General features: G+C 37.8%; 24 protein-coding genes, 3 pseudogenes and 1 riboswitch. Of the genes and pseudogenes, 8 read left to right on the top strand and 19 right to left on the bottom strand.

The annotated features are described in order from the left end of the window. Nucleotides 1–79 precede the first annotated feature (79 nt). The 4 genes from AN957_RS25715 to AN957_RS25730 all read right to left on the bottom strand — a co-directional run bounded on the left by AN957_RS25715 (nucleotide 80) and on the right by AN957_RS25730 (nucleotide 3,980). On the bottom strand, nucleotides 80–820 hold the full coding sequence (locus tag AN957_RS25715) for an amino acid ABC transporter ATP-binding protein (protein ID WP_053478431.1): 741 nt from the start codon (nucleotides 818–820) through the stop codon (nucleotides 80–82). 20 nt (nucleotides 821–840) lie between these two features. Further along, a complete protein-coding gene (locus AN957_RS25720) occupies nucleotides 841–1,605 on the bottom strand; it encodes an amino acid ABC transporter permease (protein ID WP_056686899.1) in 765 nt (254 codons plus the stop codon). 65 nt (nucleotides 1,606–1,670) lie between these two features. After that, nucleotides 1,671–2,525, bottom strand: coding sequence for a transporter substrate-binding domain-containing protein (locus AN957_RS25725; RefSeq protein ID WP_056686904.1), 855 nt, complete (start codon nucleotides 2,523–2,525; stop codon nucleotides 1,671–1,673). Nucleotides 2,526–2,672: 147 nt separating this feature from the next. After that, a riboswitch (Lysine riboswitch) is annotated at nucleotides 2,673–2,855 on the bottom strand. A 108-nt stretch (nucleotides 2,856–2,963) separates the two neighbouring features. Further along, nucleotides 2,964–3,980 (bottom strand): DUF2804 domain-containing protein, encoded by a 1,017-nt coding sequence (locus AN957_RS25730; protein ID WP_056686907.1) that lies wholly within the window; start codon nucleotides 3,978–3,980, stop codon nucleotides 2,964–2,966. A gap of 146 nt (nucleotides 3,981–4,126) precedes the next feature. On the opposite strand from AN957_RS25730, the gene AN957_RS25735 reads away from it, so the two are divergent. The 3 genes from AN957_RS25735 (at nucleotide 4,127) to AN957_RS25745 (ending at nucleotide 6,265) form a co-directional block, all read left to right on the top strand. Beyond that, nucleotides 4,127–4,975 (top strand): hypothetical protein, encoded by an 849-nt coding sequence (locus tag AN957_RS25735; RefSeq protein WP_056686910.1) that lies wholly within the window; start codon nucleotides 4,127–4,129, stop codon nucleotides 4,973–4,975. A 67-nt stretch (nucleotides 4,976–5,042) separates the two neighbouring features. After that, the gene (locus tag AN957_RS25740) at nucleotides 5,043–5,810 is read left to right on the top strand and encodes a hypothetical protein (protein WP_053478426.1); all 768 of its coding nucleotides are present in this window, start codon (nucleotides 5,043–5,045) and stop codon (nucleotides 5,808–5,810) included. 5 nt (nucleotides 5,811–5,815) lie between these two features. Further along, on the top strand, nucleotides 5,816–6,265 hold the full coding sequence (locus AN957_RS25745) for a hypothetical protein (RefSeq protein WP_053478425.1): 450 nt from the start codon (nucleotides 5,816–5,818) through the stop codon (nucleotides 6,263–6,265). A gap of 118 nt (nucleotides 6,266–6,383) precedes the next feature. Here AN957_RS25745 and AN957_RS25750 read toward each other — a convergent pair whose 3' ends face one another. The 3 genes and pseudogenes from AN957_RS25750 to AN957_RS29275 all read right to left on the bottom strand — a co-directional run bounded on the left by AN957_RS25750 (nucleotide 6,384) and on the right by AN957_RS29275 (nucleotide 10,426). Next, nucleotides 6,384–8,024 carry a peptide ABC transporter substrate-binding protein gene (locus AN957_RS25750; RefSeq protein WP_053478424.1) on the bottom strand — a complete coding sequence of 547 codons (1,641 nt, stop codon included), beginning with the start codon at nucleotides 8,022–8,024 and terminating at the stop codon, nucleotides 6,384–6,386. A gap of 185 nt (nucleotides 8,025–8,209) precedes the next feature. Further along, entirely contained in the window at nucleotides 8,210–8,881 is a 672-nt protein-coding gene (locus tag AN957_RS25755) for a YdeI/OmpD-associated family protein (protein WP_231690175.1), read from the bottom strand. A gap of 30 nt (nucleotides 8,882–8,911) precedes the next feature. Further along, a pseudogene (locus AN957_RS29275) lies at nucleotides 8,912–10,426 on the bottom strand (methyl-accepting chemotaxis protein). A 180-nt stretch (nucleotides 10,427–10,606) separates the two neighbouring features. Between AN957_RS29275 and AN957_RS25765 the strand changes: the two are divergent. Next, on the top strand, nucleotides 10,607–11,644 hold the full coding sequence (locus AN957_RS25765; protein ID WP_053478422.1) for a ketopantoate reductase family protein: 1,038 nt from the start codon (nucleotides 10,607–10,609) through the stop codon (nucleotides 11,642–11,644). Nucleotides 11,645–11,728: 84 nt separating this feature from the next. Here the strand turns inward: AN957_RS25765 and fba are convergent, their stop codons facing one another. The 7 genes from fba to AN957_RS25800 all read right to left on the bottom strand — a co-directional run bounded on the left by fba (nucleotide 11,729) and on the right by AN957_RS25800 (nucleotide 18,951). Beyond that, entirely contained in the window at nucleotides 11,729–12,592 is an 864-nt protein-coding gene (gene fba / locus AN957_RS25770; RefSeq protein WP_056686911.1) for a class II fructose-1,6-bisphosphate aldolase, read from the bottom strand. Nucleotides 12,593–12,789: 197 nt separating this feature from the next. After that, a complete protein-coding gene (locus tag AN957_RS25775) occupies nucleotides 12,790–13,299 on the bottom strand; it encodes a type 1 glutamine amidotransferase domain-containing protein (RefSeq protein ID WP_053478420.1) in 510 nt (169 codons plus the stop codon). 102 nt (nucleotides 13,300–13,401) lie between these two features. Then, nucleotides 13,402–14,310: a 3-hydroxy-5-phosphonooxypentane-2,4-dione thiolase gene (lsrF, locus tag AN957_RS25780; protein ID WP_053478419.1), complete on the bottom strand. Its 909-nt coding sequence runs from the start codon at nucleotides 14,308–14,310 to the stop codon at nucleotides 13,402–13,404. Between the two features lie 66 nt (nucleotides 14,311–14,376). Next, a complete protein-coding gene (lsrB, locus tag AN957_RS25785) occupies nucleotides 14,377–15,444 on the bottom strand; it encodes an autoinducer 2 ABC transporter substrate-binding protein LsrB (protein WP_053478418.1) in 1,068 nt (355 codons plus the stop codon). Beyond that, nucleotides 15,437–16,444 carry an ABC transporter permease gene (locus tag AN957_RS25790; protein WP_056686914.1) on the bottom strand — a complete coding sequence of 336 codons (1,008 nt, stop codon included), beginning with the start codon at nucleotides 16,442–16,444 and terminating at the stop codon, nucleotides 15,437–15,439. The genes lsrB and AN957_RS25790 overlap by 8 nt, the downstream gene beginning before the upstream one ends. A gap of 7 nt (nucleotides 16,445–16,451) precedes the next feature. Then, nucleotides 16,452–17,453: an ABC transporter permease gene (locus AN957_RS25795; RefSeq protein WP_053478416.1), complete on the bottom strand. Its 1,002-nt coding sequence runs from the start codon at nucleotides 17,451–17,453 to the stop codon at nucleotides 16,452–16,454. Next, nucleotides 17,446–18,951 (bottom strand): sugar ABC transporter ATP-binding protein, encoded by a 1,506-nt coding sequence (locus AN957_RS25800; protein WP_053478415.1) that lies wholly within the window; start codon nucleotides 18,949–18,951, stop codon nucleotides 17,446–17,448. The genes AN957_RS25795 and AN957_RS25800 overlap by 8 nt, the downstream gene beginning before the upstream one ends. A 355-nt stretch (nucleotides 18,952–19,306) precedes the next feature. Between AN957_RS25800 and AN957_RS25805 the strand changes: the two genes are divergently transcribed. From AN957_RS25805 to AN957_RS25815, 3 genes are all read left to right on the top strand, one after another. Then, nucleotides 19,307–20,224, top strand: a complete 918-nt coding sequence (locus AN957_RS25805; RefSeq protein WP_053478414.1) for a sugar-binding transcriptional regulator — start codon at nucleotides 19,307–19,309, stop codon at nucleotides 20,222–20,224. A gap of 149 nt (nucleotides 20,225–20,373) precedes the next feature. Further along, on the top strand, nucleotides 20,374–21,942 hold the full coding sequence (gene lsrK / locus AN957_RS25810) for an autoinducer-2 kinase (protein WP_053478413.1): 1,569 nt from the start codon (nucleotides 20,374–20,376) through the stop codon (nucleotides 21,940–21,942). 19 nt (nucleotides 21,943–21,961) lie between these two features. After that, nucleotides 21,962–22,315 (top strand): cupin domain-containing protein, encoded by a 354-nt coding sequence (locus AN957_RS25815; RefSeq protein ID WP_053478412.1) that lies wholly within the window; start codon nucleotides 21,962–21,964, stop codon nucleotides 22,313–22,315. A gap of 151 nt (nucleotides 22,316–22,466) precedes the next feature. Here AN957_RS25815 and AN957_RS25820 read toward each other — a convergent pair whose 3' ends face one another. Next, a complete protein-coding gene (locus AN957_RS25820; RefSeq protein WP_056686917.1) occupies nucleotides 22,467–23,201 on the bottom strand; it encodes a sulfite exporter TauE/SafE family protein in 735 nt (244 codons plus the stop codon). A 138-nt stretch (nucleotides 23,202–23,339) separates the two neighbouring features. Next, nucleotides 23,340–23,648: pseudogene (locus AN957_RS28720) on the bottom strand (winged helix-turn-helix transcriptional regulator); the annotation flags it as partial. On the opposite strand from AN957_RS28720, the pseudogene AN957_RS25830 reads away from it, so the two are divergent. After that, nucleotides 23,645–23,902, top strand: a pseudogene (locus AN957_RS25830) (aldo/keto reductase); the annotation flags it as partial. The pseudogenes AN957_RS28720 and AN957_RS25830 sit on opposite strands and share 4 nt — an antisense overlap. 86 nt (nucleotides 23,903–23,988) lie before the next feature. On the opposite strand, the gene AN957_RS25835 reads toward AN957_RS25830, so the two are convergent. From AN957_RS25835 to AN957_RS25845, 3 genes are all read right to left on the bottom strand, one after another. Then, nucleotides 23,989–24,360 (bottom strand): hypothetical protein, encoded by a 372-nt coding sequence (locus tag AN957_RS25835; protein WP_053478410.1) that lies wholly within the window; start codon nucleotides 24,358–24,360, stop codon nucleotides 23,989–23,991. Between the two features lie 20 nt (nucleotides 24,361–24,380). Further along, the gene (locus AN957_RS25840; protein ID WP_053478409.1) at nucleotides 24,381–24,896 is read right to left on the bottom strand and encodes an acyl-CoA thioesterase; all 516 of its coding nucleotides are present in this window, start codon (nucleotides 24,894–24,896) and stop codon (nucleotides 24,381–24,383) included. Nucleotides 24,897–25,103: 207 nt separating this feature from the next. Then, nucleotides 25,104–26,000: a LysR family transcriptional regulator gene (locus AN957_RS25845; RefSeq protein ID WP_053478408.1), complete on the bottom strand. Its 897-nt coding sequence runs from the start codon at nucleotides 25,998–26,000 to the stop codon at nucleotides 25,104–25,106. Between the last annotated feature and the right edge of the window lie 259 nt (nucleotides 26,001–26,259).

Genomic DNA, 26,259 nt, shown 5'->3' on the forward strand with positions numbered 1-26,259 from the left:
AAAATCATCATTTCTGAATGATTTTTCTTCTCCTAATATCGACATTATTTGACATAGTTTGATAAGTTTTATTAAAAACCTAGATTGCCCTCAAAGTACGTTTTAAAAACTCCCTCGTACGTTCCCCAGTTGGGTGATTAAAAATCTGGTCAGGGCTTCCTTCTTCTGCTATAACCCCTTTGTCCATAAAGACCACTCTGTCAGATACTTCTTTGGCAAATTCCATTTCATGCGTAACGATTAGCATCGTCAGACCTGTCTCAGCAAGCTCTTTCATGACCTTAAGAACTTCTCCTACCATCTCTGGATCAAGCGCAGAAGTTGGTTCATCGAACAGCAGCACATCTGGTTCCATCGAAAGGGCTCTAGCGATAGCAACCCGCTGCTTTTGCCCCCCAGACAGCTGTCTGGGCTTCGCATTCACAAACCTGTCCATCCCAACCACTTTCAAGTATTTCAGCGCTACCTTTTCCGCTTCTTCCTTCGAGCGCTTTAATACCTTCATTTGGCCGATTACACAATTGCCAAGTACGTTATGATTATTAAATAAGTTAAATTGCTGAAATACCATTCCTAATCTTCTTCGATAGGCATGAATATCATGCTTATCATCGAGAATATTTTCACCATGATAAATAATTTTTCCGCCGCTCGGTTTTTCTAATAGATTGACACAGCGAAGAAGTGTGGATTTCCCTGAACCTGAGGAACCAATGATGCAGACGACTTCTCCTTTATTCACTGAGAAATGAATATCTTTTAATACTTCATGGTTTCCAAAGGATTTACTTAAACGCTGAATATCAATGACTGTCTCCATACCATTCTCCTCCTTCCCCATTATTGCCCGATCCCTTTATGTTCTCCAGCTTCAATCTGAGCCTGATTGCCTACGACTATATAATTATCCGGACCATCAAGCTTTCTTTCAAAGTAGCGCAGAATTAAAGTGACTGCATATGTCAAAATGAAATAAATGATACATACGATAAAGAATGCTTCGAAATATCTAAAGTTATTGCCTGCCACCGTTTTCGTTTGGAAGAATAACTCAGTAACAGAAATGACACTTAGGACCGCTGTATCTTTTATATTAATGATAAATTGATTGCCTGTTGCTGGTAAAATATTGCGAATAACCTGTGGCATCACTACATGAGTCATTGTTTGAACATGATTCATTCCAATGGCTTGGGCTGCTTCATATTGTCCAGTATCAACTGAAATAATTCCCCCACGGACAATTTCAGCCATATATGCACCTGTGTTGATTGCTACAATAACGACCCCTGCAATAATCGGGTTCATTTGCCAGCCAAATGCTGCAGCAGAACCATAATAGATAACCATTGCCTGTACAATCATCGGTGTGCCACGGAAAAATTCTATATACACGGATAGGATGATGTTAATGAATTTTAAGAAGCCTTTCTTCGCTCCTCTTTCAGGTATTGGAATGGTGCGGATGATGCCTGCCAATAACCCGATCAATGCCCCAAAAATAGTTCCGATCAATGCAATCAAGAGGGTTACGCCAGCTCCGCGCAGAAACATCGGCCAGTTTGTTTCAATAATTTTTATAATCCATTCAAAACTTAAATCCATTCGTATCCTCCCCTTAAACGTGGAAGCCGACTACATTGTGCTGATGCAGCCGGCTTCACAAACCATTATTCTGCCGCTGGCTGATTTTTAATTGCAGCATCCATAATACTGATGCGTTCTTCCTCAGAAATACCAGCTAATATTTCGTTAATTTTTGCTGTTAGCTCACTATCCTTTGCAATCCCAACTGCGATAGCCGTATCATCCTCAGACGTCTTAAATCCTTCAGAGAATTCAACCATCGCGAAGTTATCATTTGCAGCTGATGCACTAACTCCCTCTGGACGTTCAGAAACATATCCGTCAATAACACCCGATTCAAGCGCTACCCTCATAGCCGGAAAGTTATCCATTGCTGGCTTTTTTTCCACTCCATCAATTTGATCAATAACTGAATAGTGGAATGTATTTAACTGTGCCGTTACCTTTGCTCCTTTGAAATCTTGGATCGAAGTTGCACCTTCATACTTTCCGCCTTTTTTGACAACCATGATTAAATCCGATTTGTAGTAGTTAACTGAGAAATCAATGGTTTCTTTACGTTCTGCTGTCGGTGACATCCCAGCAATAATCGCATCGATTTTTCCTGAAGTTAGCGATGGTACAAGTCCATCCCATTCTGTTTTCACAATCACTAGCTCTTTGCCTAACCCTTCAGCAATTTTCTTAGCGATTTCTACATCATATCCGCCTGCGTATTCTGCATTGCCATCGATTTTAACGCCACCGTTTGAATCATCCATTTGTGTCCAATTGAATGGTGCATAGCCAGCTTCAAGTCCTACTTTAAAGGTATCTTTTTCTGATGATGATCCTGATCCTTCTGTCTTCTTATCTGAATCACCGCTTGTTCCACAGCCTGCTAATAGAATAATGGCTGAAAGAGATATCGCTAAAAATAATGATAGTTTTTTCTTCATGCTATTTTCCCCCTATTTATTTGATTTAATAGTCTAATATATGCTTGACCTCTTGCCTTTAGGCATTTTACTAAAAACAAAAAGCGACCTGAGATGAACTCAGGTCGCAACGTTTATAGTTTGCCCCAAAATCCCTCTTCTTTCCCTAAATGAGATAGCACAACTCAACAAACCGGGTAAGTTCATTGAGACAGTCCTGCAGTTCTTAACTGCAGACCCAGCAAGCAATACTGAGAATATTACAAGCTTCGGCGATATTTCCTTCTCTCTAGCATCCTAGCTTCTCAAGCTCCACTACAGACTATTAAATACCGCGCCTCTACCTCATCAGCAAAGATGAGGTCTTATTAAATTATATTCATTATCCTACAGTAGTAAGCCTATTCTGTCAACTCATCAAAATTGGCACTTGCTACCAAAGAACTAGATTCGTTGAACTCACCAGCTTGCCTTATGATCCTCTGCCCACCCTACAAGGGATTCAATCATTAACTTTTCCCCTTCATTCGTTCTAATATAACCGTTAAATGTACCAATCATTTGGTGAACGGCAGAACGAATAATCCATGCATTCGTTGCTGCTTTTCGCTCAAACAATGGCTGAAACGTTAGAGACACTTGATCCGTTTCAGTTGTTTTCAATGTCCAAGGCTTCATATAATTACTGTTATCATATTCCCAACTGATGTCTTCATTGATTTTGCTTAGCTTTCTGCCGACCACAATTCCATTCTCAGTCTGTCCAGTTCCATCCGTCCATTGACCACCGAAATTTAGGCCAACTGATCTTCCATTGACAATCCCCGCAGCTTGCGCCCAATTCCATGTCGAATGATAGGGCCAGACTCCCCTGCCAAAATCCAAGCATCCAAAGGCATTTTCGTTATTAAAGATGTATTCCTTCCCATTCCAATGAACTGTTCCAGCTGCAGGAAGTGCTGTTTGTTTTGACGTAAACTGAAATCGTGTTTCACTCCACGGCACAACGACATTAATCGATTCATGCCCGCGTGGACGTTCAACTTGTACTTCTGCAACTAACGGGTGATTTTTTTCGCTAAAATGCGGACAATGAACACGTATACTTGTGGAATCTCCCTTTTCTTCAAATGAAATAGCCATTTGCTTTCCCTCAAATTTCACGGAGGCATTCACCTCTTCAGGCATTTTACAGCCGAATCCAAATGGAACAATGGCTGTCTGCTCCTGAAAACTAAGACTCTGTAAATCTAGCGCATACACAAATAAAACAGCAGCATAATCCAAATGAGAAATTGTGACTGAAAACAAGAACTCTGGGCTTGTTACACACCAATAATTCCATTTTTTCTTCCGCAGGAAACTTCCCGACACATTGCAATTAAACAGCGGCTGCCTTGCCCAGCCGATGCTGTTTTCGGCTAATCGGCCATTCTCATCACACATATCTACTCGTTCTGTTATTTCTCTTGCCATCCTCTTAACCCCTCATCTCTATGTATACTTCATACTGTAACTCTACTATCTATTGCAAACTTAATATGCATTCAGTTTCCGATGCCGAATATTATTCAGGCATTTGTACAAATTATATATATTCTCGATTTATCGGAGTGATCAGTGTGTATAATTCATATTGGTTTCTAGCTCTCATTGTTTTTAGTATTTCCATTTTTATTTTTAATCTTTTAAAAAAAAGAAATACAGGAACCCTGTTCCTTTTATTAGCTATGATTGGACTCGGCTTTATAATTGAAACGGTCATCTTTACTTTTTTAGGAAGCTATGAATATTATCCTAAATTCGTTAAAGGTCATCCCTTTTATGACAGTAACTTAGGCGCCTTTGCCTCAAATGCATTTGCTTTGCCAGTTATTGCAACCTTCATTGCAACCTTTCATCTAAATTGGATTTGGATTTTCCTTTTTGCCGGTTTATTTGTCGGTATTGAGTGGTTATTTCTAGAATTGCAAATCTATTCACATAATTGGTGGCGGTTAGCATTTACAGGGCTTGGATTGCCATTCTACTTTGCTACTGCAAAGATTATTTATCAATGGATTTTGAATCATCCAAGGAGATTTAAACAGAACTTGATTCTTTATTTAGCCATTGTTTCTATTTCGTGCAGTGCCCACATTCTGCCAATTATTTTTTTCTCAAATCGAATATACAATCCTGGATGGTTTGAATATCTGGAACGTGATACCGTTGCTTTTGCAGACATATTCTTTTTAATCGATTCTCTTTATTACTGCCTAATTATTCATATCAACTGGAAAACAAAGTGGATAAAATATGCTTTAACAGGTTTCCTGATGTTTATAGTCAATCAGGTGCTATTAACTGCAGGAATCCTTCAAAGCCTTGTTTGGTGGGATCATTTATATTATATTGGTTTGTCCTTATTGCTGGTTCTGCTTACGAGTCTGATTAATAAAAGATTATTCATGAGATCCTATCTTGAATAAAATGTAAATAATTGAAAAATGTTATGTATACCTGCGTAAAGTAATTTCCGTAAGAGGTGCTCTGATAATGATAAATGAACACGATCCTTCTCTTGCAAGAATGAGTGTATTTGGAATCACGCATCTTCAAAAGCAAAGTCCCCTTATGATTGCTTGGTGGTCTGCTGTCTTTCCTGGTTTTGGGCATTATTTTCTTAACCACTACATAAGAGCAACCTTACTATCATTATCTGAGGTTTTTATTAATACGTTTGCTCACATTAATGATGCAATGATTTACTCCTTTTGCGGGAAGTTTGAACTTGCACAATCAGTTGTTCAGCCTAAATGGGCATTTGGCTATCTGATTATTTATATGATAACCATTTGGGATAGTTACCGCCTGGCCATTTACCAAAATAAAGTATTTGATTTAACTTGCTTAAAAAATGAACAAATCTCTCGTATAGGCATTTTCCCTTTGGAAATTCAATTTTTAGATAGGAAAAAACCAATCGTTGGCGCTGTTTATTCTTTTCTATTTCCGGGATTAGGGCAGCTATATATTCACCGGTTTGGATTAGCATTTTATGCAATGATTTGGTGGTGGATTTATCTATACTTTTCAAAGCTTCACGAGTCTCTTTTACAATTAATGCTTGGGAATCTCCAAGCATCAAACTTAATTCTGCAGCAACATTGGTTATTATTTATGCCTTCTGTAATGGGCGGAGCCATCTTTCATGCTTATACTACAACGATTGAACACAATAAACTTTATCGTATCGCACAACGTCAGTATCTTAAAAATCGTTACAGGAAAGATGATTTTCTTATCTTCCATAAGCAGGTGTAATTCTTATGATCATTATTGGAATGTTTGAACAATCGATTGAATTAGAGCAAGCATTAACTGTATTAGAGAATAGCTCTATTTCTAGGGATCAAATCCTTGTCGTATTTATGGACGATAAGCCTTCACCCATTCAGATCTCAGGAAGAACACAAAATATCCACTCCAATGCGTTTGAAATTGGCATGGCAAGCGCTACAGGGTGTGCAGTTATTGGTGCCAGTGTCGGATTTACATTGTATTTAGGACCAATTATTTGCGGTCTTCTTGGTGCACTTATTGGATTCACCATTGGATATGCCTTATATTATTTTCCAAATAAAAGCAAAGCTCAATCGAAGAAAACGAAAAAAATACCTGAAGTTGCCGTCATCATTCAATGTGCCAAAAGTCAACTTTCATTCATAGAAGATATCTTGTGGAAATACCAAGCAATTACAGTTGGGAAATCGCATTGAAATGATATGGATGCAAATTTGCACCCCCTATTTTATATAAATAAAAGCCGCCAACTTTAGTGGAATAAGGATTCCCTCAAACTGACAGCTTTCATGTTTAACTAACGTTTATCGATCATTATTCAAAGTATGCCCACTTATACTGGACGTTCCCTAATCCCGAGACATATACGCCCTTTAAATTATCCTTTTTCACATACACACTTGTTTTGAAGTAAAATGGAATAACGGGCATTTCATCCATGATAATCGCTTCAGCTTGCTTGAATATTTCTTTTCGTTTACTTGGATCTGTTTCAAGAGCCGACTGATCTAGCAAAGAAGCATATTCTTTATTCATCCAACCGGTATGGTTATTCCCAGCATCCGTTTTAAATATTTCTAAGAAGTTGATTGGATCATTAAAGTCCCCTGTCCAACCCATTCGAGCTACTTCGAAATCGCCATTGATGATTCCTTCATAATAAACTGCCCATTCTTTATTACTAAGCTCTACATTTATTCCCAAATTTGTTTTCCACATATCTTGAACGGCTTGCGCTATCTTGGCTTGGGCTGGATCCGTATTATAAGAAAGAGTAATGACTGGTAATTCCTCCACACCGGAATATCCTTCTTCTTTTAGCCCTTCTTCTAGAAGCGCTTTTGCTTGTTCAATATCCCCATCCTTGAAATAGCCCGTTTCATTTTCCGGAATCATTGAATTTGGAACAATCGCGGTTGCAGGGATTTCTGCGCTTTGTGTAATATTATCAACAATAGACTGGCGATCAATCGCATAAGACAGCGCTTTTCTAATTTTCACGTTATTAAAGGGTTTTTTCTTTAAGTTAAATTCATACCAATACGTACCAGCTGTAGGTGCAGCCTCTAGAGCTCCCTCTTGCTGCAAGGCAGGGATGGCTTCAAGCGGCAAACTGCCAGTCGGAGCACCCGCCCAATGTAATTCATCAGAATTAAACATGTTAAGCTCCGTATTCGAATCATTTAACATCACCATTTCGATTTTTTCTAATTTGACACTTTCCTTATCCCAATAATGTTCATTTTTTTCAAGAATGACTTGATTTTGATGTTCCCACTTCATCATCTTAAAGGGTCCATTTGAGGTATAACTCTTACTTGCCTCTTTAGCCCAATCTGGATTCCCTTCAGCGATTTTACTGTTAACTGGAAAATACGTATAGAAAGCCGTAAGCTCTAAAAAGAATGGTGTCGGATTTTCCAGTGTAACTTCCAATGTCTTTTCATCAATCGCTTTTACTCCTACCTCATCAAGAGATACTTCACCTTTATTGGCTGCCTCCGCATTTTTTATATAAAATAATTGATAAGCATATTGTGACAGATTCTCTGGATTTAACACCCATTTCCAAGCATATTCAAAATCTTGCATCGTTAACAGGTCCCCGTTTGACCACTTTGCATCATCTCTTAATGTAAATGTATATGTCAGAAGATCATCAGATACAGCAATTTCTTCTGCCATCGCATTTTCAGGCACACCCTTTTGGTTAATACGGGTTAGCCCTTCAAACGTTTGCAGAAGGATGTTGGATGACCAAACATCTGTAGCCAAACTAGGATTGAGAGAGGATGGCTCTGTAAAATTATTTACCTTCAGCACTTGCTCTTGACTATTTTTTTCTGTTCCCTCTTCACTCCCTACTGCCTGGGAACCACTTTCTTTCGAATTACAAGCACTAAGAAAGAACACTATTAATAGTACAATCCATACCATCCACTTTTGATTTTTCATATGACCCTCCTTATTTTTAGAAAAATAAAAATATTTAATTAGTAACATTATACACATTCTGGAATCTATGTATATAAATTTTAGTTCTTACTAATTGAAAAAGCTGCAAACAATAACGGACATATTTGCTTTCCGCTAATGTTTGCAGCATTTTGTGTAATTTCCATAAGCTATTCAACTGTAGGTTACTTTTGATTTGCTCGATACAACTCCCTGCTCTTAAAGCCTTTTCCTAGAATTTGCTTCATTTCCTCACGGCGTTTTTCTTTGGTTGCGTCTTGTTTCGCACTATATACATAGCGAGCCCAGTCTTTTCGATATCCTGGGGTGAGTGACTGATAGAAGGCAAGTAAATCTGGATGATCTTGCAAATCCTTTTCTACTTCAGGAATCATTTCAATATAATCGTCCACACATTGGCTTGCTTTTGTTGATACACTGTTTTTACCCTTGGAATCTTCTTTTAAGCCGACAACCGTAAAGACATCATCCAACCCGACCATACGGGCAAATTTAATGTTGCTTGTGCCCACATAGCCATCTTCATCTGCCCCTAACCCTGCTAGCAAATCATCACGATGGATATAGGTTGGGTATACTTTATTGCCCTTTTTCGGATAAGCCAAGAAGATGTACCCATTTTTATTCAAGTAATTGTTTTTAATGACGTCGTATACAACTTCCTGCAAAGACTCCATATCCAGCACAAATGCAAAGATAAGATCATATGTATCAGTAAGCTCTTTGTCATAATCTGCTAATTCCGCTAAGTAATCCGCTCCTTCTGGCAAATTTAAAATAGCTGCCTTTTTATACTTTTGCAGGTTTAGTTTTTCTACAATTGTTTTTGCCACCAAAATCCACCTTTCTCGGATAAGGGGACAAGTTTACTGTCCTGACTGATTGCCCGAAAAACCTTTGTCCCCATTTACCATATCTTTTAATTGTAAGCTTACATGATTTAATCCGGTTACTACTTCATTAATTGAAGTAATTAGATGATGTTCATCTTCTAGTGTTGCCACTATTTCCTGAGTGGAAGCCGAATTTTCTTCTGAAATATTAGCGGTATTTTCAATTTGTTCTTGAATATGGGTAAAATTATCTGTCGCTAATTTAATTTCTTCCATTCCCTTAGAAAGTTCGGCATTTGTCTCTTGGAACGAATCTTTTATCTCAGTAAAGAAGGATGAAACCTCATGTAATAAATGCTGCCCTTCCACGACTGCATTTTCCCCTTCAATAGACTTTACTTGTGCTTCCTCGGACTTATGGAAGAGTGTATTTGTCACTTCTGATATAGATACAGTAATATTTGCACTTTGCTCCGCTAGTTTGCGCACCTCATCTGCTACTACCGCAAAGCCCTTTCCATGTTCTCCTGCACGAGCAGATTCAATGGCTGCGTTGAGTGCTAATAAATTGGTCTGATCTGCAATCTGTTTAATGCCTTCTAATAATGAATTCACTGTTTCAAGGCTTGCTTGCAGTTCTGTAACTGTTAAAGCAGTCGTGCTAATGGCAGAATTGACTGTTTCCATATGGTCTGTTACTTGGCTGATCTTATTCCAGCCATCCTGGACTTTCTCATTCATCTCATCTGACTTTTCCACAATCCCTTGGGAAATGGAAATCGTATGATTAACTCTTTACAGCGAAGTTCCCATCCATTCATTCACATGAATGATATTGTTCGCTTCCTCTTGAATCCCTGCAGCCATTTCCTGAACAGAGTCAAGAATATGATGACTAGAATCATAAATCGTTGTTATATTTGTCTTAAAATGATTGATATTGCCTTCTAATGTTATTGTACCTTCTTCTATGGAAGAAAACGTAACTTTTAATTTTTCTAATAATTTTTTTGCCTCAAGTTCCTTTTTATAGGATTCCTCTATAAGTTCTCTTCCCCATTTTGTTATGTAAAAGAAAGCACACAAAATTCCATTGATAATAAAAAATACGGTAATAAATGCCTTTAATCCCTGTTCACTTCCTAATAGCCCTGATGGATTGAAAATGCACATGGAAATATAGGCTGCGTTTACGATTAAACTAAATATAAGAATTAATTCCTTTTTTAAATAAAGAGTGACCATCGCAATCGTTAATAAAATTAAATAATGCTTATTGAGAGCAAAACCATCTAAGTTAAATAGAGCTACCACAACTAAGTTCGGCAGCAGGGCAAAGAAAAGCCCCTTCAAATATTCAGGTGTTGGTAAGAAGTAGTTTACAGCCGATAAAATTAAAACAAGAGCCCCTGCAATAATGATCCCTACACTATCAGCAACGCCTCTTTCAAAAATAATCGGAACGACGATAAGAAAAACTAGAGCTGTTAACAGCACTAAATTTACTTTATGCACCCTTTGTGTATTATAGGTATCTTGTTGTTTCATTAGGATCTCCCTCTCAATTTTTCAGGAAAAATATAGTAGTATTGATCTAATATTAATATAAATTTCCTATATAGGGAATATTTGTTTAAATAATAATTTCTATTTCTATATAATTTTTATTACAAAAGTACTATTATCACAAATAATCAATGAAGGTTTTATAAGAAAGGATACTTAATTATGAGAATCGCAATTATGGGAGCTGGATCTTTAGGAACAATCATTGGTGCATTTCTTTCTAAAGGGAAAGAACATGTAGAATTAATCGATGTAAACGAGGAGCATGTAAAGGCACTAAACGAAACTGGCGCTTCCGTCATTGGAACAATTAAAGAAAATGTTCCAGTACAGGCGATAACGCCTAAAGAAATGACCGGAGCATACGACCTTGTTTTATTATTAACCAAACAAGTTTTTAATAAAGACGTATTAGCTAACTTAAAACCCTTTTTAACAGAGGATAGCATAGTCCTTTCGCTGCAAAACGGGGTTCCAGAAGAATCACTAGTATCTTCATTAGGAAAAAACCGTGTGATTGGCGGGTCAGTTGAATTTGGCGCGACTTGGGTAAAACCTGGTGTATCTGAATTAACAACGGCTATGGAATCTTTTAAAAACAATGCCTTTCAAATTGGTGAATTAGACGGAACAATTACGGATCGGATCCACAACATTAAAGAAGTATTAAATTTAGTTGGAGGCACTGTCATTTCTACTAATCTAGTAGGAACCAAATGGTCAAAATTACTCGTTAATGTGGCAATGAGCGGCATGTCAGCTGCCCTAGGCTGTACATATGGGGACATTTTAAAAAACGAGACAGCTGTAACTAGTGCCGTAATGCTGGCTGATGAAACATTACAGGCAGGAAGTGCATCAGGTGTTGAATTCACAGAGCTAGCTGGTATTCATGTTGGTGTATTTAAAGTAAATGAGGACAAAAGCAACCTATCAAATGTCATCGGGTTAGCTAAGAAAATTTTTGAGCCGCAAGCCCTTCTAAAAGCAAGCATGCTGCAAGACCTCGAAAAGCAAAGAAAGACTGAAATTGATTATATCAATGGCGTTGTATCTGCAAAAGGGAAAGAATTTAGCGTACGCACTCCATTCAATGATTTAGTCGTAAGCTTAGTCAAACAAGCAGAAGATGGAAAAACCATACCAAATTTTGATGAAAACATCGTATTCTTTAAAGAATTAATTAGCAAAGAAATTTAATAATAAATTATTATGATATAACTTTTCAGCTCAAAAGAGCATCTGGCTATTATTAATAATTAGATGCTCTTTTTATTTTTTCGTCTAAGCCTTCCCAGCCGATCCAAACAAGTGTATTTTCTTTTTGATCGTTTCTTTTACTTTTTCACGACCAAGTGCTATATAATTGTCAGAATAGTAAATATCTGCATCTTGATTAAAAATATCTCGGATTGTATTTGTAAACGCGAGATGGTTATCTGCATTGACATTAATTTTTGCTGTACCTGAGGCAATCGATTGCTTAATTTGTTCAACAGGAAGACCAGAACCGCCATGCAGAACTAGCGGAATATGGGTTGCTTCACTAATCGCTATCATTTCTTGAATTCCTAATTTGGGGTCACCTTTGTAGGGGCCATGGGCTGAACCCAGCGCTGGAGCCAAAGCGTCAATTCCCGTTAGCTTTACTAATTCCACACATTCATTTAAATTGGCATAAATTGAATTTTTTGAGACAACAGAAACACCTGCCTCACAACCTCCGATACTGCCTAATTCAGCTTCAACCGTTACTTCTCGTTCATGAGCGTATTCAACGACCATTTGTGTCATCTTTACATTTTCTTCAAATGGATGGTGGGATGCATCAATCATCACCGAAGTAAACCCAGCATCAATAGCTGCTTTACAGTTTTCAAAGCTAGAACCGTGATCTAAGTGAAGCGCAACCGGAATAGTTATATTCATTTCATATAGTAATGCCCTCACCATTGCGACAGCTACAGAAAATCCACCGAAATAGCGTACTGCCTCTTCCGTTACTCCAAGTATAATAGGTGAGTTTTCATCTTTAGCAGCACTTAAAGCAGCTTGAGTCCACTCAAGATTATGAATGTCAAAATGACCAACCGCATAACCTTCCTTTAAAGCTTTGTGTAACATCTCTTTCATTGTAACTAATTCCACTTTATCGTTACCTCCATTCAAAAAAAGCACAAGACGCCGTTCTATTGGCCAAATAGAACCGACTGTAGAGTTGTGCTTGTTAATCTTATAGACGGATTAGCTTAGACCGAGTGCTGATGATGCTTGGCACTAGACAACTATTTAACAGATTAAGGGACAGTTGTAGGACAATGAACCTGTCCCCACTGTCCTCTCCCCTAACGTAATTTATTCAATATTTCTCGAATAAAAGCAGGCTCATCCTTTGGCGTTCTGGATGTGATGATATTCCCACTAACAACGACTTCTTCATCAAGAAATTCCGCTCCACTATTGATAACATCATCACGAATACCAATATAGCTCGTGCTTTCTTTTCCTTTAAGTATGTCTGCACTGATCATAACTTGTGGGCCGTGGCAGATTCCTGCAATTACCTTTGATTTTTCATTTAAACGTTTCACAAGTTGAACGGTATCCAGATTTACTCTTAGTTCTTCAGGCGCACTCCCACCTGGGATAACAATAGCGTCTAACTCATCTGCATTTGCTTCAGAAGCAGCTATTTCAGTTACATACGTCACGGTTCTTTTCTTACCAGCACATTCCACTCCCCTTGCATTGCCGATAATGACCGTCTCATGCCCTGCTTTTTTCACTTCATCATACGGATTTTTCATTTCGGAATCCTCAAAATCAGGTGCTAACAAGAAAGCAACTTTTGCCATTTTGAATACCTCCATTAAATAATATGAATTTTGCGAGACTAAAAAAAGGGAAGCTTCTACCTTATTTCAGTAGAAGCTTTATTAGAATGAATTAGTTCAGCATTATGAATTGTGGGACAAGGAACCTGTCCCTACATTTGTTAGATCTAAGAAATACTCATATGCTTCTAAGTCTGTGAAGCCTTCGTGTACGACTTTTGTTACGGCTTGAATCATTTCTTCAGGATATTCTGACTGGAAGATGTTACGTCCCATATCTACACCTGCCGCGCCTCCTTGAATAGATCTATATGCTAGCGTTAACGCATCTTTTTCATGAATCTTCTTTCCTCCTGCCACTACTAACGGCACCGGACAGGCTGAAACAACTTTTTCGAAATCGTCACAATAGTATGTTTTGACGATGGAGGCTCCGAATTCAGCTAGCATTCTTGTTGCTAACAGGAAGAATTGAGTTGTACGTTCCATTTCCTTCCCTACCGCTACAACACCCATTGTTGGAATTGAATATCTTGTTCCAAGGTTTACCGCCTTATTTAATTGCTCAATTGTTTCTTTCTGTCCAGCAGCACCAATAAATGTTTGGATGGCGATTGCACTTGCATTCATGCGAATGGCATCCTCTATATCAACAACCATTGATTCACGACTTAAATCGTCTTGTAATATACTTGAACCTGAAGAAGCTCTAAGTGCAATCGATTTATTAAAGCTTGGCGGTACACTGCTTCGAATTGCACCGCGAGTCCCCATTAAGCAATCCGCATATTTTGCTAGCTTAGGAATTAATATATCTAAGCGCTCTAGCCCAGACGTAGGTCCCATAAAATAGCCATGATCAAATGCAAGCATGACCGTCTTTCCGCTTTTCGGGTTAAAAATCCTCGATAATCTGTCTTTCATTCCCCAATCTAAATTTGCAGCTCCCTTTACGTGGAAGTTACCATTATTCGTAAAAGGGACATTCTCTGCAAAGTTTTTTGCTGCTTTGTTACCGATATTATCCGCCATTTTTATCTTCCTTTCCTCGCTAGTTATCTAGTAAACTTTAAAATTAATAAAACGAGATAATAATCATCAGAAATCATATTCTCCTGTATTTGCTTTCGTGAATACAATTCGTTCAGGCAGTACGATAATTCCTGAGTCCTCCGCATCGTAGTCATAGCCCTGAACAGAGTTTGGCTCTACCTTCACTTCACCAAGATCAGGCACTTCTACACTGCCGCCAACCTTCAGTTCCTTGCCTAATGCTAAATGGTAGGCTATATATACCGCTAGGGCACCTTGATCCTTTACATCCCATAAACCGTGGTTTTCGATTGTATCGTTTTCAATATATTGCCTCATTGAATTCGGAGAAGCAAATCCCGTAATAGCGACATCATTTTTATCTAAGCCTTTATTTTGTGCTGCTTGTGCCATTGCTGGAAGAGCGGTAGAGTCTGGACAAATAATGACATCAATGTCTTGATACGTATCAAGAATACTTTCCCCTACTTGTAACGACTTTTGCTCATTGCCTTCACCAAATTGTGTTGTCACAACTTCCCATTTTGGATATTTTTCTTTCATATACTCGTTTGCATATTCAACCCATGAATTTTGGTCAGGAACCGTTGGACTTGAGTAGAACCAAGCAACCTTTTGCGCATCATCCGGATTAGCAAGCTGACCTGCAGCCATGTCAACGAGCATCGCACCTAAAATATCTGGTGTCCCTTGGTTTATATATACAGTTCGATATTTCGGATCCACATCTGAATCCCATGTAACAACTTTAATACCCGCATCCAATGCTTTTTGTAAAGCTTGATTTAGACCGTCCGAAGATACTGAAGAAACAGCAATCGCATCTGCCCCACTATTTACAGCACTATTAATGATTTGCACTTGGTTGGCAACGGTTCCTTCAGGTGCCCCATCATATTTCACCTTAAACCCGACTTTTTCGGCCATTTCTTGTGCACCATCATTTCCAGACTCGAAAAAAGCATTGCCCGTCATCTTGGGGATAAATACTACTTCAATATCACTAGGATCTTTTTTAGCATTGCTTCCAGCATCCTCACTATTACAAGCTGCTAAAACAAGAGTTGAAAGAGCCACACCGGTTAATATTTTGAAAAACTTTGATTTACGCATTTAGTTTGCCCCCTCTATCCTTTTTAATCGTAACTAATCGTTTCACATTGGACTTAAATTCTGGAACTCCTAAGAATGCAACGGAGATAATCAAAAGTAACCCTGTAGCTAATCCGATATATTGCGTTTGTATGCCCCCCATTTGTAATCCGAGCTTTAAAAAACCAACGATGATGCTTGCAAGAGCAGTACCGATAACACCCCCTTTACCACCTGTTATTAATGTTCCTCCTAATACAACAGCAGTGAGGATTGGCATTAAATATTCTGCGCCAAAATCCGCACGTGCACTTCCTAAATAAGAGGTAAGAATCACCCCAGCAACCCCTGCACTCAGCCCTGATAATACATACGTACTCGTAATGATTTTCCTTGTATCAATCCCCGAGTACTCAGCTGAATTCTGGTTAATCCCAGTTAAATAGATATATCTTCCATACCTCGTCCGGTGGAGCAGAATATATGCAAATAGCAACAAGGCAAAGAAGATGAAAACAGAATGCGGAATTCCGAAAAGCTTCCCATTCGCTAGATTAATAAACCCTTGCGAAAAACCTGAAATCCCTTCATACGTACTTGCGCCTGACACCCCAACCAAAACGAGTGCAACACCACTGTATAGAAGCATACCTCCAAGAGTAATAACCATCGCTTGCACTTTTGCATAGGCAATGAGTATTCCATTTAACAGACCACATAATCCACCTACTACTATCGCTAAAAAGACAGCAACCCAAATATTTAAACCTGCCACCTGTGACAAAATCCCCACGACAACAGAGGTTAATCCAATAATCGCTCCACCAGATATATCAATTCCGCCTGTTATAATGACGAATGTAACGAAAAAGGCAATAATGGCAATACCGATGAAATCATTAAAACTATTTAATAGAACATTTATGTTCCAAAATCTAGGATTCATTAAACCAAAAATAATCATTTCCGCAATTAAGATAAGGAAGAGAACGAGATTCCATTTGGGTATTTTTTTCAACATACTTATCTTACGCCCCCTCCTGATAGTTCAAGACTCTTGCATTTAGCCGTTCTTTATTTGCCTTTTTATTCGCACGACGTACAATCAGGACATCCGCCACAACGATCAGAATTAAGAGCAAGCCTGAAATAGCTGAATTCCAAAATGCGGGAACCTTTAAAAATACAAGAGCCGAATTAATCGAACTCATAATAATTGCTCCAACGGATGCCCCGATTACGGAACCGATTCCTCCACTTAAGGAAACTCCCCCGAGAACTGCTGCTGCGATGACAGTCATCTCAATACCTATGCCAGCAGTTGTAGAAATAAATCCAATTTGACTCGCAAAGATCAGTCCTGCAACAGCGGCACAAATCCCCGAAATAACAAAAGCAAAAACCTTGTATCTCTTCACAGGTATTCCGATTAATACTGCTCCATCCTGGTTATCACCAATAGCAGCGAAATACCGCCCCTTTCTACTATTTACCAAGAAAAAGTGAATGAGAATAACAGCAATAATCACAATGACTCCAAGTGTATTAATGCCTAAAATACTACTCTGTGATATTTCCTTAAATGTTTTCGGGAGATTCTCAACCCATTTCCCATTTGTATAAATGACTTGAACAACCCTAGCAATCTCCAGCATCCCTAAAGTCATAATAAAGGAAGAGATTCTTAACTTTGTGACCCCTAAGCCATTGATTAGCCCAATAACCCCACCAATCACAATCGCTATGAGAATAGCTAGAAAAATACTTCCACCATCCCGCAAAAACATTCCACTAACCGCAGCACTCAGACCTAATATCCCTCCAACCGAGATATCAATCTCACCTGTTAGTAAGACAAATGTTATTCCTGCAGCCAGCACGATATATAGCAAGCTATTTTTTACAGCATTCTCAATATTGGCTACGGTTACAAAATCAGGATTAACTATTCCTACAATTAGAAATAGCAAAATTAAGAATATAACCGTTCTAATTTCCCGATGCTTTGCAAGACTAATGAGCCTAGACATAATTTTCACTTCCTTTATAGGTGCCAAAGGCTGCTCTCATCACATTGGTTGCATTAATCTCTTCCAAATCAAGACAAACATTACAGGTTCCACGATAAATCACATAGATTCGATCGCTTATACGCTCAATTTCTTCTAAGTCTGATGAAATAAGTAATATCGAATATCCTTGTTCCTTTAATTGAGTAATTATGTTATAAATATCACTTCGAGCTGCAGCATCAATTCCTCTAGTAGGTTCATCCATAATTATCAGCTGCGGATTCATTGATAATATTCTTGCAATCACAACTTTCTGCTGATTTCCCCCAGACAATGATCGAATCTCATCATCTTGGCTGCCAATTTTAATACTTAGCCTGCTAACATATTCATCTGTAATCTTTTTTTCAAATTGTTTATCAATAAAATATTTTTGTTTCTTAATGACCTGAGCCGTCATATTACTACTGATTGAGCTGATCGAAAAAATCCCATTCAAAAACCGATCCTCGGGAATATAGGCTATACCACTTTCAATTGTTTCCTTAACACGAAAGTGAGTGATATCTTTCCCATTCAAAATGACTTTTCCGCTCTTTACTTGAGTAATCCCGTATATAGCCTCTGCAATTTCTGTTCTCCCTGCTCCTAGGAGGCCCGCTACCCCAACAACCTCTCCTTTAAATACATCAAAGCTAATATTCTTGAAGCCGTCCCCACACAAATCTTGCACCCGTAATATCTTTTCTTCTTTCATTCGATCGACGGAACACTTCTCATACGAATGACTGCCATCTTTCTCACTATCCATCGGTAATAATCCTTGAATCAGCATTTCCTTTGTAAATTCATTAATTTTGCCTTTCAACGTGACTTTCCCATCTCGTAAAATCACTGCATGTGTTGAAATTTGAAACACTTCATCTAATCGATGAGTAATATAGATGATTCCAACGCCAGCATTCTTTAACTGCTCTATTAACTTAAATAAGGACTCTGTTTCAGCAAAGGTTAAGGAAGAAGTAGGTTCATCTAGAATCAAAACCTTCGAATCTCTTAAAAGTCCTTTAATAATTTCAACTTGTTGCTGCTCAGCGATCGATAATGAAATGGCATATCGACTTAAATCAAAATTCCAGCCTAATTGTTCAATTAATTTTTTCGCTGCTTCTCTGACTTCTTGCTTCTTCTTATGAAAGCCAATCGTTAAGTTTTGTTCGATCGTCATATTAGGGAATAGCAAAGGTTCTTGAGGGACGAGATAAATGCCTTTGTCATGAGCGATGGAAGGATTATAATTTGTTAGTTTATCTCCATTGATTTCGATGCTGCCTTCATCTGCTTTATAAACGCCTGTAAGTATTTTCATCAGCGTACTTTTCCCAGCTCCATTGCCACCAATAATCGAGATAACTTCTGACTGGTTAATTTCCAGCGAGACACCTTTTAACACCTTATTTTGGTTGAATGTCTTTTGAATATGATCCAATTTGACTAACCGTTTCGTTTCCCCCATAAAATACCCTCCATACTTTGTCTATGTATGCAGCATTTTTGAAACCGCTTTCTCCACGTTACAAAAAGTATAATTTAAAACATTTTATTAATCAAGCATCATTTTATTTTTATTTTAAATATTTTAATTATTCTTATAACAATTTTATTTTCCTCATATTAAGTACATAATATAAATATATTAATAGAAGATAACGCTTATTACTCATGCATTTACGTTGTTTTTTCAATTAATTGAATTTACAAAATACAAATATTGACGAACAAAACATTTGTTGATATATTAAAGTTAATAAACAACAAATGTTTTAAGATTAATATTTTGTTAAACAAATAAAATAAAAAGAGTGATTATGATGATGTATGAAAATGATTTAATCGTAAAAATTGCGTGGCAGTATTATATTGAAGGAAAGACGCAAAATGAAATCTCTGAGTCTTTAAATCTTTCAAGAATGAAGGTTATTAAATACCTTGAAAAGGCAAAAACTAATAATGTCATTCAATTTAAAATCAACTTAGAAAACCTCGATAATATTGAGCTTCAAAATAAAATTAAAGAAAAATACAACTTGAAGGATATTTACATTGTCCCAACTTCCCATGATACCAATGCAGACTCTCTTCCCATTGCTGCTGCTCAATACATTGAAGATCGCATTACAAGTGACACAATGATTAGCATTGGTTACGGAGAAGCCGTATCGAAGACTCTAGGACACTTGCGAATTTCCACTAAATATAACGTTACATTCGTATCCTTATCTGGAGGTGTGAAATTCTACATGCCTACTGCTATCGATACAAGATCAGACTATTATACAAATCCAAATTACAATCATTACATAGTACCTTCTCCATTACTTGTATCTTCGAAAGAAATTGCCAGTCACCTACTAGAGGAGAAGCAAGTTAAAAAAATATTAGATATGATTCCCTATTCCAATATTACCGTTATCGGAATTGGCGCCTTAAATGACCGAGCAACATTAATTAAGGAAGGCTACATGGACACCAATGATTTTGAGATTTTAAAATCAAAGGGCGCTGTCGGGGACTTATTAAGCCAGTTTTACGACATTAATGGGAATATTCTAGATTTTGATTTTCATAGTATGCTAATTAGTACAGAAATAGATGTACTAAAATCACTACAGAATGTTGTCGCCGTAGCAGGAGGTTTAGCCAAAAAGGATGCTATAATCGGTGCGCTAAAAGGGGGATACATCGATGTCTTGATTACAGATGAATTAGTTGCTCAAAATTTGATTTAATAGCTTTTCGTTTATGATAGGGATGATTAACACAACCGGACATGTGCACTACTTACGCCCCTAGTTTTGCATACCAATCATTTTGCCTGTCCGCTATATTGTGTTAATTTTGCCCCTATACTTAAAAATAAATATACGAAGGGTAGAGAATGATGGATAAATACCTAATGGCTATTGATGCCGGAACCGGCAGTGTAAGAGTAATTTTATTTAATACTTTGGGGCAGGAATTAGGTGTAACGCAATCTGAATGGACACATAAAGAGGATCCGAGATATCCTGGTTCAATGGATTTCGACATTGTTCAAAATATTACCATCATTACAGATTTAATTAAAGAATTGATTGCAACTAGTAATATTGATCCGAAAGAAATCATTGCCTTATCTACTACGAGCATGCGAGAAGCCATTGTTTTATACAATGCAAACGGTAATGAATTATGGGCATGCGCGAACGTCGATTCACGTTCCAATAATGAGGTTAATAACTTATATCTTATTAGTGACACATTAGAAGCGAATCTTTATAAAATTTCCGGTCAAACCTTTTCCTTAGGAGCGATCCCAAGAATCCTCTGGGTAAAAAACAATCTCCCTGAGACCTATCGTCAAATTAAATATGTCTCAATGCTGAATGACTGGATTACGTACCGTTTATCTGGTGTGTTGTCAGTAGAGCCTTCAAACGGATGTACAACGGGCCTTTTCGATCTGAAGCAAAGAGTTTGGGACACTAACATCGCAAACCAAGTAAATCTTAGAAATAATATTTTTCCAGTTGTCCATGAAAGTGGGACAGTAATCGGGAATGTCACCGCACAAATGTCAGCGCTTACAGGACTAAGTACTAATACATTAGTTGTTGCTGGTGGTGGTGATGCCCAACTCGGCTGTATTGGCGCTGGTGTGATCAATGAGGGGGATGCTGCTGTATTCGGGGGAAGCTTCTGGCAATATGAATACACAACCAATCATGTTCGAATGGATGAAGAATGCAGGGTTAGAATTAACTGCCACGCCGTCCCGAATACATGGCAATATGAAGCCATCTCCTTCTTCCCCGGCTTAGTCATGAGATGGTTTCGAGATAGCTTTTGTGATCTTGAACAATACATCCAGACTCAAACTGGCGAGAGCATTTATTCCCAAATGGAAAAACGCGCGCGCAACATCCCTGTCGGTAGCTATGGTATGCTTTGTACATTTTCTGACATCATGAATTATAAATCTTGGAAGCATGCAGCTCCAAGCTTTATCAACTTTAAACTAGACCCCGATAAATTTAACAAAGCAAGCTTCTATAGAGCAATTATGGAAAATGCCGCCTTTGTTACAAAAGGAAATATTGAATTGGTCAATAGCATTACAAATACTGCTCCAGATTCCATTGTCTTTGCTGGCGGCGCATCCAAAAGCGAACTCTGGTGCCAGATCGTTTGCGACGTCCTAAACACCCCACTAAAAATCCCAGTCATAAGAGAATCAACCGCTCTAGGTGCTGCTATCTGTGCAGGAGTCGGTGCCAAAATCTATCAAAACTTCAATGACGCCATCTCAAAAGTAATTACATTTGAAAAAACGTATTATCCATCCCCAGAGAATAATGAAGTGTATGAAGAGTTGTTTTTGAAATGGAAGGAAGTCTATAAAAAGCAACTCGAGTTAGCAGACAACAAACTTACAGACAATATGTGGATTGCCCCTGGTTTAAAATAATTGATACGGAGTGAAGCTCATGACAATTGTGAACGAGAAAGAAAGAGAATATCGATTCGGAGACCATGGTCCCAAATATTTATTACGCGGACCACGCATGAACTTCGGCGTAGTCGTCTTAAAACCCGGCCAAGATTTCCCTGCTCATTATCACAATATAATGGAGGAAAACTTTTTCATTCTCGAAGGAGAACTCGAAATCCATATTGAAAACGAAATATTCCATTGCAAAAAAGGCGACCTGATCCATGTCGAACCAAAAAAAGTTCACTATCTCATAAACAAAGGCACAACAGACTTCAAAGCTGCATTTATGCTTTCTCCCTTCCAGGAGAAAGACAAGATCGAAGTAGATTATCGGCCATATAGTTGATTTTTACCGTCAAGTATATTTTCAGGATAGAATTCTTCAGTTTAATAGAATAGAAAATGAGTGCAAAATTATTTACTGGTAAAATTAATTAAAAAGAAAGAGCATCTTCTATTTTTAAATATCAAATGCTCTTTCTTTTTTCCCTTTGCCCCTAAAAAACATTGTTTACAACTATTTGAACAATAAGAGCGATGGTAACTATTCTCAAAATGGGTTTTACATACTTCGGCTTTAGCTTTTTAGCAATGCGTACGCCAATTTGAGCACCTGCTACAGAACCGAAAAGAAGTGCAAGTGTTAAGGGCCAAATGATTTTACCTGTTGCAATATAAGTGATTGCTGCGCCAAAACAGCTTGAAAAGGTAGCAAGACGAACCAAGCCAACCGCTCGAATATAAGAAATATTTAAATACCCAAATAAATAAAGCATCAATGTCCCTTGACCCGGACCGAAAAGACCATCGTACATACCAATTCCATAAAGACCTGGTATACTTATTTTATTCATTTTCAGCTGAGCATCACCAGTAAAATCCTTTTTTCCGATAAATGAAGTAATAAAAGCAAAAATAAGTAAGATAATCGCCACGATATACATATTTTCTTCTGCAATTCTTGATGCCATAAACCCGCCGCTTATTCCGCCGCAAACACTTACGGGGATGATCCATAATGATTCTTTAAGTGAAAGATCACCTTTTTTATATAGATGTAAAAAACTCGAAAAGGAACTAACCGTATTCGACACTTTGTTGGCACCGATCGCTGAGTGGACAGGTATTCCCATAAGCAGCATGGCCGGCAGACTGATTAGACCCCCACCACCTGCTAGCGTACCAACGGTTGTTGCACATATACCAATAAAGAAAATAACAACATACTCCATATTGACGCCCCCTTATCAAAAGTATATTCCTGCAATAAACATAAATAAATTTAATAGTTTTTATTAAAACCGATAAGAAAAACTTATTATAATATAAAAAATAGGTAAAATATCTCGTTTTGCCTATCCTTCAACTATTTAAATTTTAAACCGCACAACAATATTCTGCAGTTCCTCAGCCATTTTAACCAACGCCGCAGAGGAAGCAGTAATTTCTTGTATTGATGCCAATTGTTCCTCCGTTGCAGCTCCGTATACTTTTGTAATATGTTTTTCTCCCCATGCACATAGCGAGTCTAATATTCCTTTCAAGCTCCAGCCGTATTCACTAAGCTCATTCTCTACTTTTGGAGGAACTTGATTATAGACAATTCGCTTTATTACTCCGTCAGCTTCTAGCTCTCGTAATTGTTGAGTCAACATTTTCTGTGTAATATCTGGCATTAATGCAAGGTCAATTATTAGATCACCCCGTTCTAGAGAACATGGCAAGGAAGTATAACAAATCAACTGCACAAATCATCTTAAGATGGGATCTGCAAAATGGAGTTGTTACCATTCCGAAATCTACAAAGGAACATCGAATTGTTGAAAACTCAATGCTATTTGATTTTGAACTAACAAAAGAAGATATGGAACAAATAAATAATTTAAATCAAAATCACCGAGTTGGTCCAGATCCAGATAACTTTGACTTTTAAACTAAAAAAAAGCTGTCATCACACATGAGCTATGTCTGTGTAATGACAGCTTTTTTTGCAAATTAATGCCTATATCTATAACGACTTTACCGAATATAAGTCGGCCCAACTAATGTTTTCGGGTCAGTTCCCATTGCCAGCTTACAAATATTTGCGTAGCTGATTTGTTTATAGCTTGCTAGCAGCTGCTTCAAGTCGTGAAATTTACTGTCTGCCTTTAATTCTTTAATTTCTCTCTGATAGACAGATAGCACATACTCATCCTGAGACGCTGGACGGAAGCTGCTAGAGTCTTCCTCTGTAATGAGGCAGCCCATATATTGAAATCCAAACTGTAATTGATGTGTTAAACGAATGGAATTCATAAACTTTTGAAATAGTGCCGGCTGTGTCGATTTTAATGTTTCGATCGCCCCTTTTGCACTTTGCAGTTCATTAATGCTTGATGCGATCAGCATATAAATCTCTCCTTTTACTCTTAATCCCAAGGCTTTTGTAATGAAAGTTTAGAGATAAGTTCAATATTTTGCTGTCTTTTCAATTTGCTGATTTTTGCCCGTTCTTCTCCAGATTCAAAAAGATACCTTTCTTCTTCAGATTCCGGCACGACTTTCGCCACTTCCACTGGTCTTTTGTTTTCGTCCAAAGCAACAAAGGTAAGGAAGGCAGTGGCTGCCAATCTACGAATACCTGTATCTAGATCCTCAGCAATTACTTTGCAGAAAATTTCCATCGAGCTTTTTCCAGTATGAGTAACAAATGATTCAATACAAACGGAATCACTTTGCCGAATTGGTTCAATAAAGTGTACGGAGTCTGTTGATGCCGTTACACATTCCTTCACTCTCGAATGTCTTCGGGCAGAAAGAGTTGCACAGGCATCCATCTTTTTCATAAGAACGCCGCCGAATAATGTATGATAATTATTTAAATCATTAATAAGTACCTGATCTGTTTGAACAACGCGTGTTTCTTTAATCTTTTTTGGCTCCATATATCCATCTCCTTGTCTATCCTTGCATATTTGAAGAATGAGCCTTTGTGCATTCATTTTAATCACAGAAACCATTATAGTACCCGTGTTCAATCGAAGTACAATGCCAATCATACATGCCAATTATAAGAAAATGTTATGTAAACGTGTACATTTCCCCAAACAAAAAAGCCCTCTCCAAAATGGGAGAAGGCGATCATTCGACCATCATATGTTGTTCTTGATGTGGGATAGTTTATCTTTTGCAAAATGAATAAATTCCTTATTTATTTGGGATAAATATTCATCCGTTTTCCAAATAATAGCAAGATTCCATTCAATCACTGGATTCGTTACCGCAATGGTTTGGACGTCTGCTGTCAGTTCCTTGCTTGTACTTTCTGGCAGAAGTGTAATGCCCAAATTAGAGGCAACCAATTCTTCAATAAAATCTAATTGCGAGGTTTCTGATATAATTCTCGGTTGGAAATTAGCCTCCTTGCATGCCTTAAGAATCAGATTTCTCAGTTCAAAGTCTTGGTTAAACATAATAAACGCTTCATCTTTTAATTCATGCAAGGCTACCTCCTTTTTCTCAACTAAATGATGGGATGAAGGAACAACAAGTGTAAGTTTCTCATTAACAAATGTATAATCATCTAGCCGATCATTTTTATCAGACAAAACAATGACGCCAAAATCCAGTGTGCCACTCATAATCTTTTCTTCAATCCGCTTGGATCCATCCTCTTCTAATTGGAATGTAATTTCAGGATACTCCTGATGAAAGCTCGCAATGAGCTTGGAAAAAAAGAAGGAGTTGACGATCGTAGGCAGACCTATACGAATATGACCTTTTCTTAATTTAATCATACTAGCAAGCTCCGTTTCCAAAAGCTGCAGCTGCTTTTCAATCACTTGTGCATGTCTAAATAGAACATTTCCAGCATCCGTTAACATCAGCTTTTTCCGGGAACGGATGAAAAGGTGCGCACCCACATCATCCTCCAAAGATTTGATAATTCTGCTCAGGGCGGGCTGAGTAATGTACAGGTTTTCTGCTGCTTTCGTAAAGCTGCCAGTACGCGTAACCTCCATAAAATACTGCATATGTTTAATGTCCAATGATGCTCCCGCCTTTCATTCGTTTAAACCTTCAATATCATTTTCAATTTTACTATTTTACCATAATGGCAAACGAATGAACCTTTGATACTAAATAAAATAAACTACAAGCTTCATCAATAATATTTCCGACATGAAAGGTGTTAAATCAGCCATTATGCTAAGCTATGATGGAAACTTCACAGCATAAGGGACATGGGGACAGGTTTACTGTCTCTTCCTATTTTAATTAGGACACGAGACCTGCCCCTCTGACCCA

Origin of the sequence: Cytobacillus solani, from assembly GCF_001420595.1 — a bacterium.
In the GTDB taxonomy this organism is placed as follows: domain Bacteria; phylum Bacillota; class Bacilli; order Bacillales; family Cytobacillaceae; genus Cytobacillus; species Cytobacillus solani.

Excerpts from the sequence above, each read along its gene's own strand:
- AN957_RS25715 (WP_053478431.1), bottom strand. The coding sequence starts at position 820 with ATGGAGACAGTCATTGATATTCAGCGTTTAAGTAAATCCTTTGGAAAC.
- AN957_RS25720 (WP_056686899.1), bottom strand. The coding sequence starts at position 1,605 with ATGGATTTAAGTTTTGAATGGATTATAAAAATTATTGAAACAAACTGG.
- AN957_RS25725 (WP_056686904.1), bottom strand. The coding sequence starts at position 2,525 with ATGAAGAAAAAACTATCATTATTTTTAGCGATATCTCTTTCAGCCATT.
- AN957_RS25730 (WP_056686907.1), bottom strand. The coding sequence starts at position 3,980 with ATGGCAAGAGAAATAACAGAACGAGTAGATATGTGTGATGAGAATGGC.
- AN957_RS25740 (WP_053478426.1), top strand. The coding sequence starts at position 5,043 with ATGATAAATGAACACGATCCTTCTCTTGCAAGAATGAGTGTATTTGGA.
- AN957_RS25745 (WP_053478425.1), top strand. The coding sequence starts at position 5,816 with ATGATCATTATTGGAATGTTTGAACAATCGATTGAATTAGAGCAAGCA.
- AN957_RS25750 (WP_053478424.1), bottom strand. The coding sequence starts at position 8,024 with ATGAAAAATCAAAAGTGGATGGTATGGATTGTACTATTAATAGTGTTC.
- AN957_RS25765 (WP_053478422.1), top strand. The coding sequence starts at position 10,607 with ATGAGAATCGCAATTATGGGAGCTGGATCTTTAGGAACAATCATTGGT.
- AN957_RS25775 (WP_053478420.1), bottom strand. The coding sequence starts at position 13,299 with ATGGCAAAAGTTGCTTTCTTGTTAGCACCTGATTTTGAGGATTCCGAA.
- lsrF (WP_053478419.1), bottom strand. The coding sequence starts at position 14,310 with ATGGCGGATAATATCGGTAACAAAGCAGCAAAAAACTTTGCAGAGAAT.
- lsrB (WP_053478418.1), bottom strand. The coding sequence starts at position 15,444 with ATGCGTAAATCAAAGTTTTTCAAAATATTAACCGGTGTGGCTCTTTCA.
- AN957_RS25790 (WP_056686914.1), bottom strand. The coding sequence starts at position 16,444 with ATGTTGAAAAAAATACCCAAATGGAATCTCGTTCTCTTCCTTATCTTA.
- AN957_RS25795 (WP_053478416.1), bottom strand. The coding sequence starts at position 17,453 with ATGTCTAGGCTCATTAGTCTTGCAAAGCATCGGGAAATTAGAACGGTT.
- AN957_RS25800 (WP_053478415.1), bottom strand. The coding sequence starts at position 18,951 with ATGGGGGAAACGAAACGGTTAGTCAAATTGGATCATATTCAAAAGACA.
- AN957_RS25805 (WP_053478414.1), top strand. The coding sequence starts at position 19,307 with ATGATGTATGAAAATGATTTAATCGTAAAAATTGCGTGGCAGTATTAT.
- lsrK (WP_053478413.1), top strand. The coding sequence starts at position 20,374 with ATGATGGATAAATACCTAATGGCTATTGATGCCGGAACCGGCAGTGTA.
- AN957_RS25815 (WP_053478412.1), top strand. The coding sequence starts at position 21,962 with ATGACAATTGTGAACGAGAAAGAAAGAGAATATCGATTCGGAGACCAT.
- AN957_RS25820 (WP_056686917.1), bottom strand. The coding sequence starts at position 23,201 with ATGGAGTATGTTGTTATTTTCTTTATTGGTATATGTGCAACAACCGTT.
- AN957_RS25835 (WP_053478410.1), bottom strand. The coding sequence starts at position 24,360 with ATGCTGATCGCATCAAGCATTAATGAACTGCAAAGTGCAAAAGGGGCG.
- AN957_RS25840 (WP_053478409.1), bottom strand. The coding sequence starts at position 24,896 with ATGGAGCCAAAAAAGATTAAAGAAACACGCGTTGTTCAAACAGATCAG.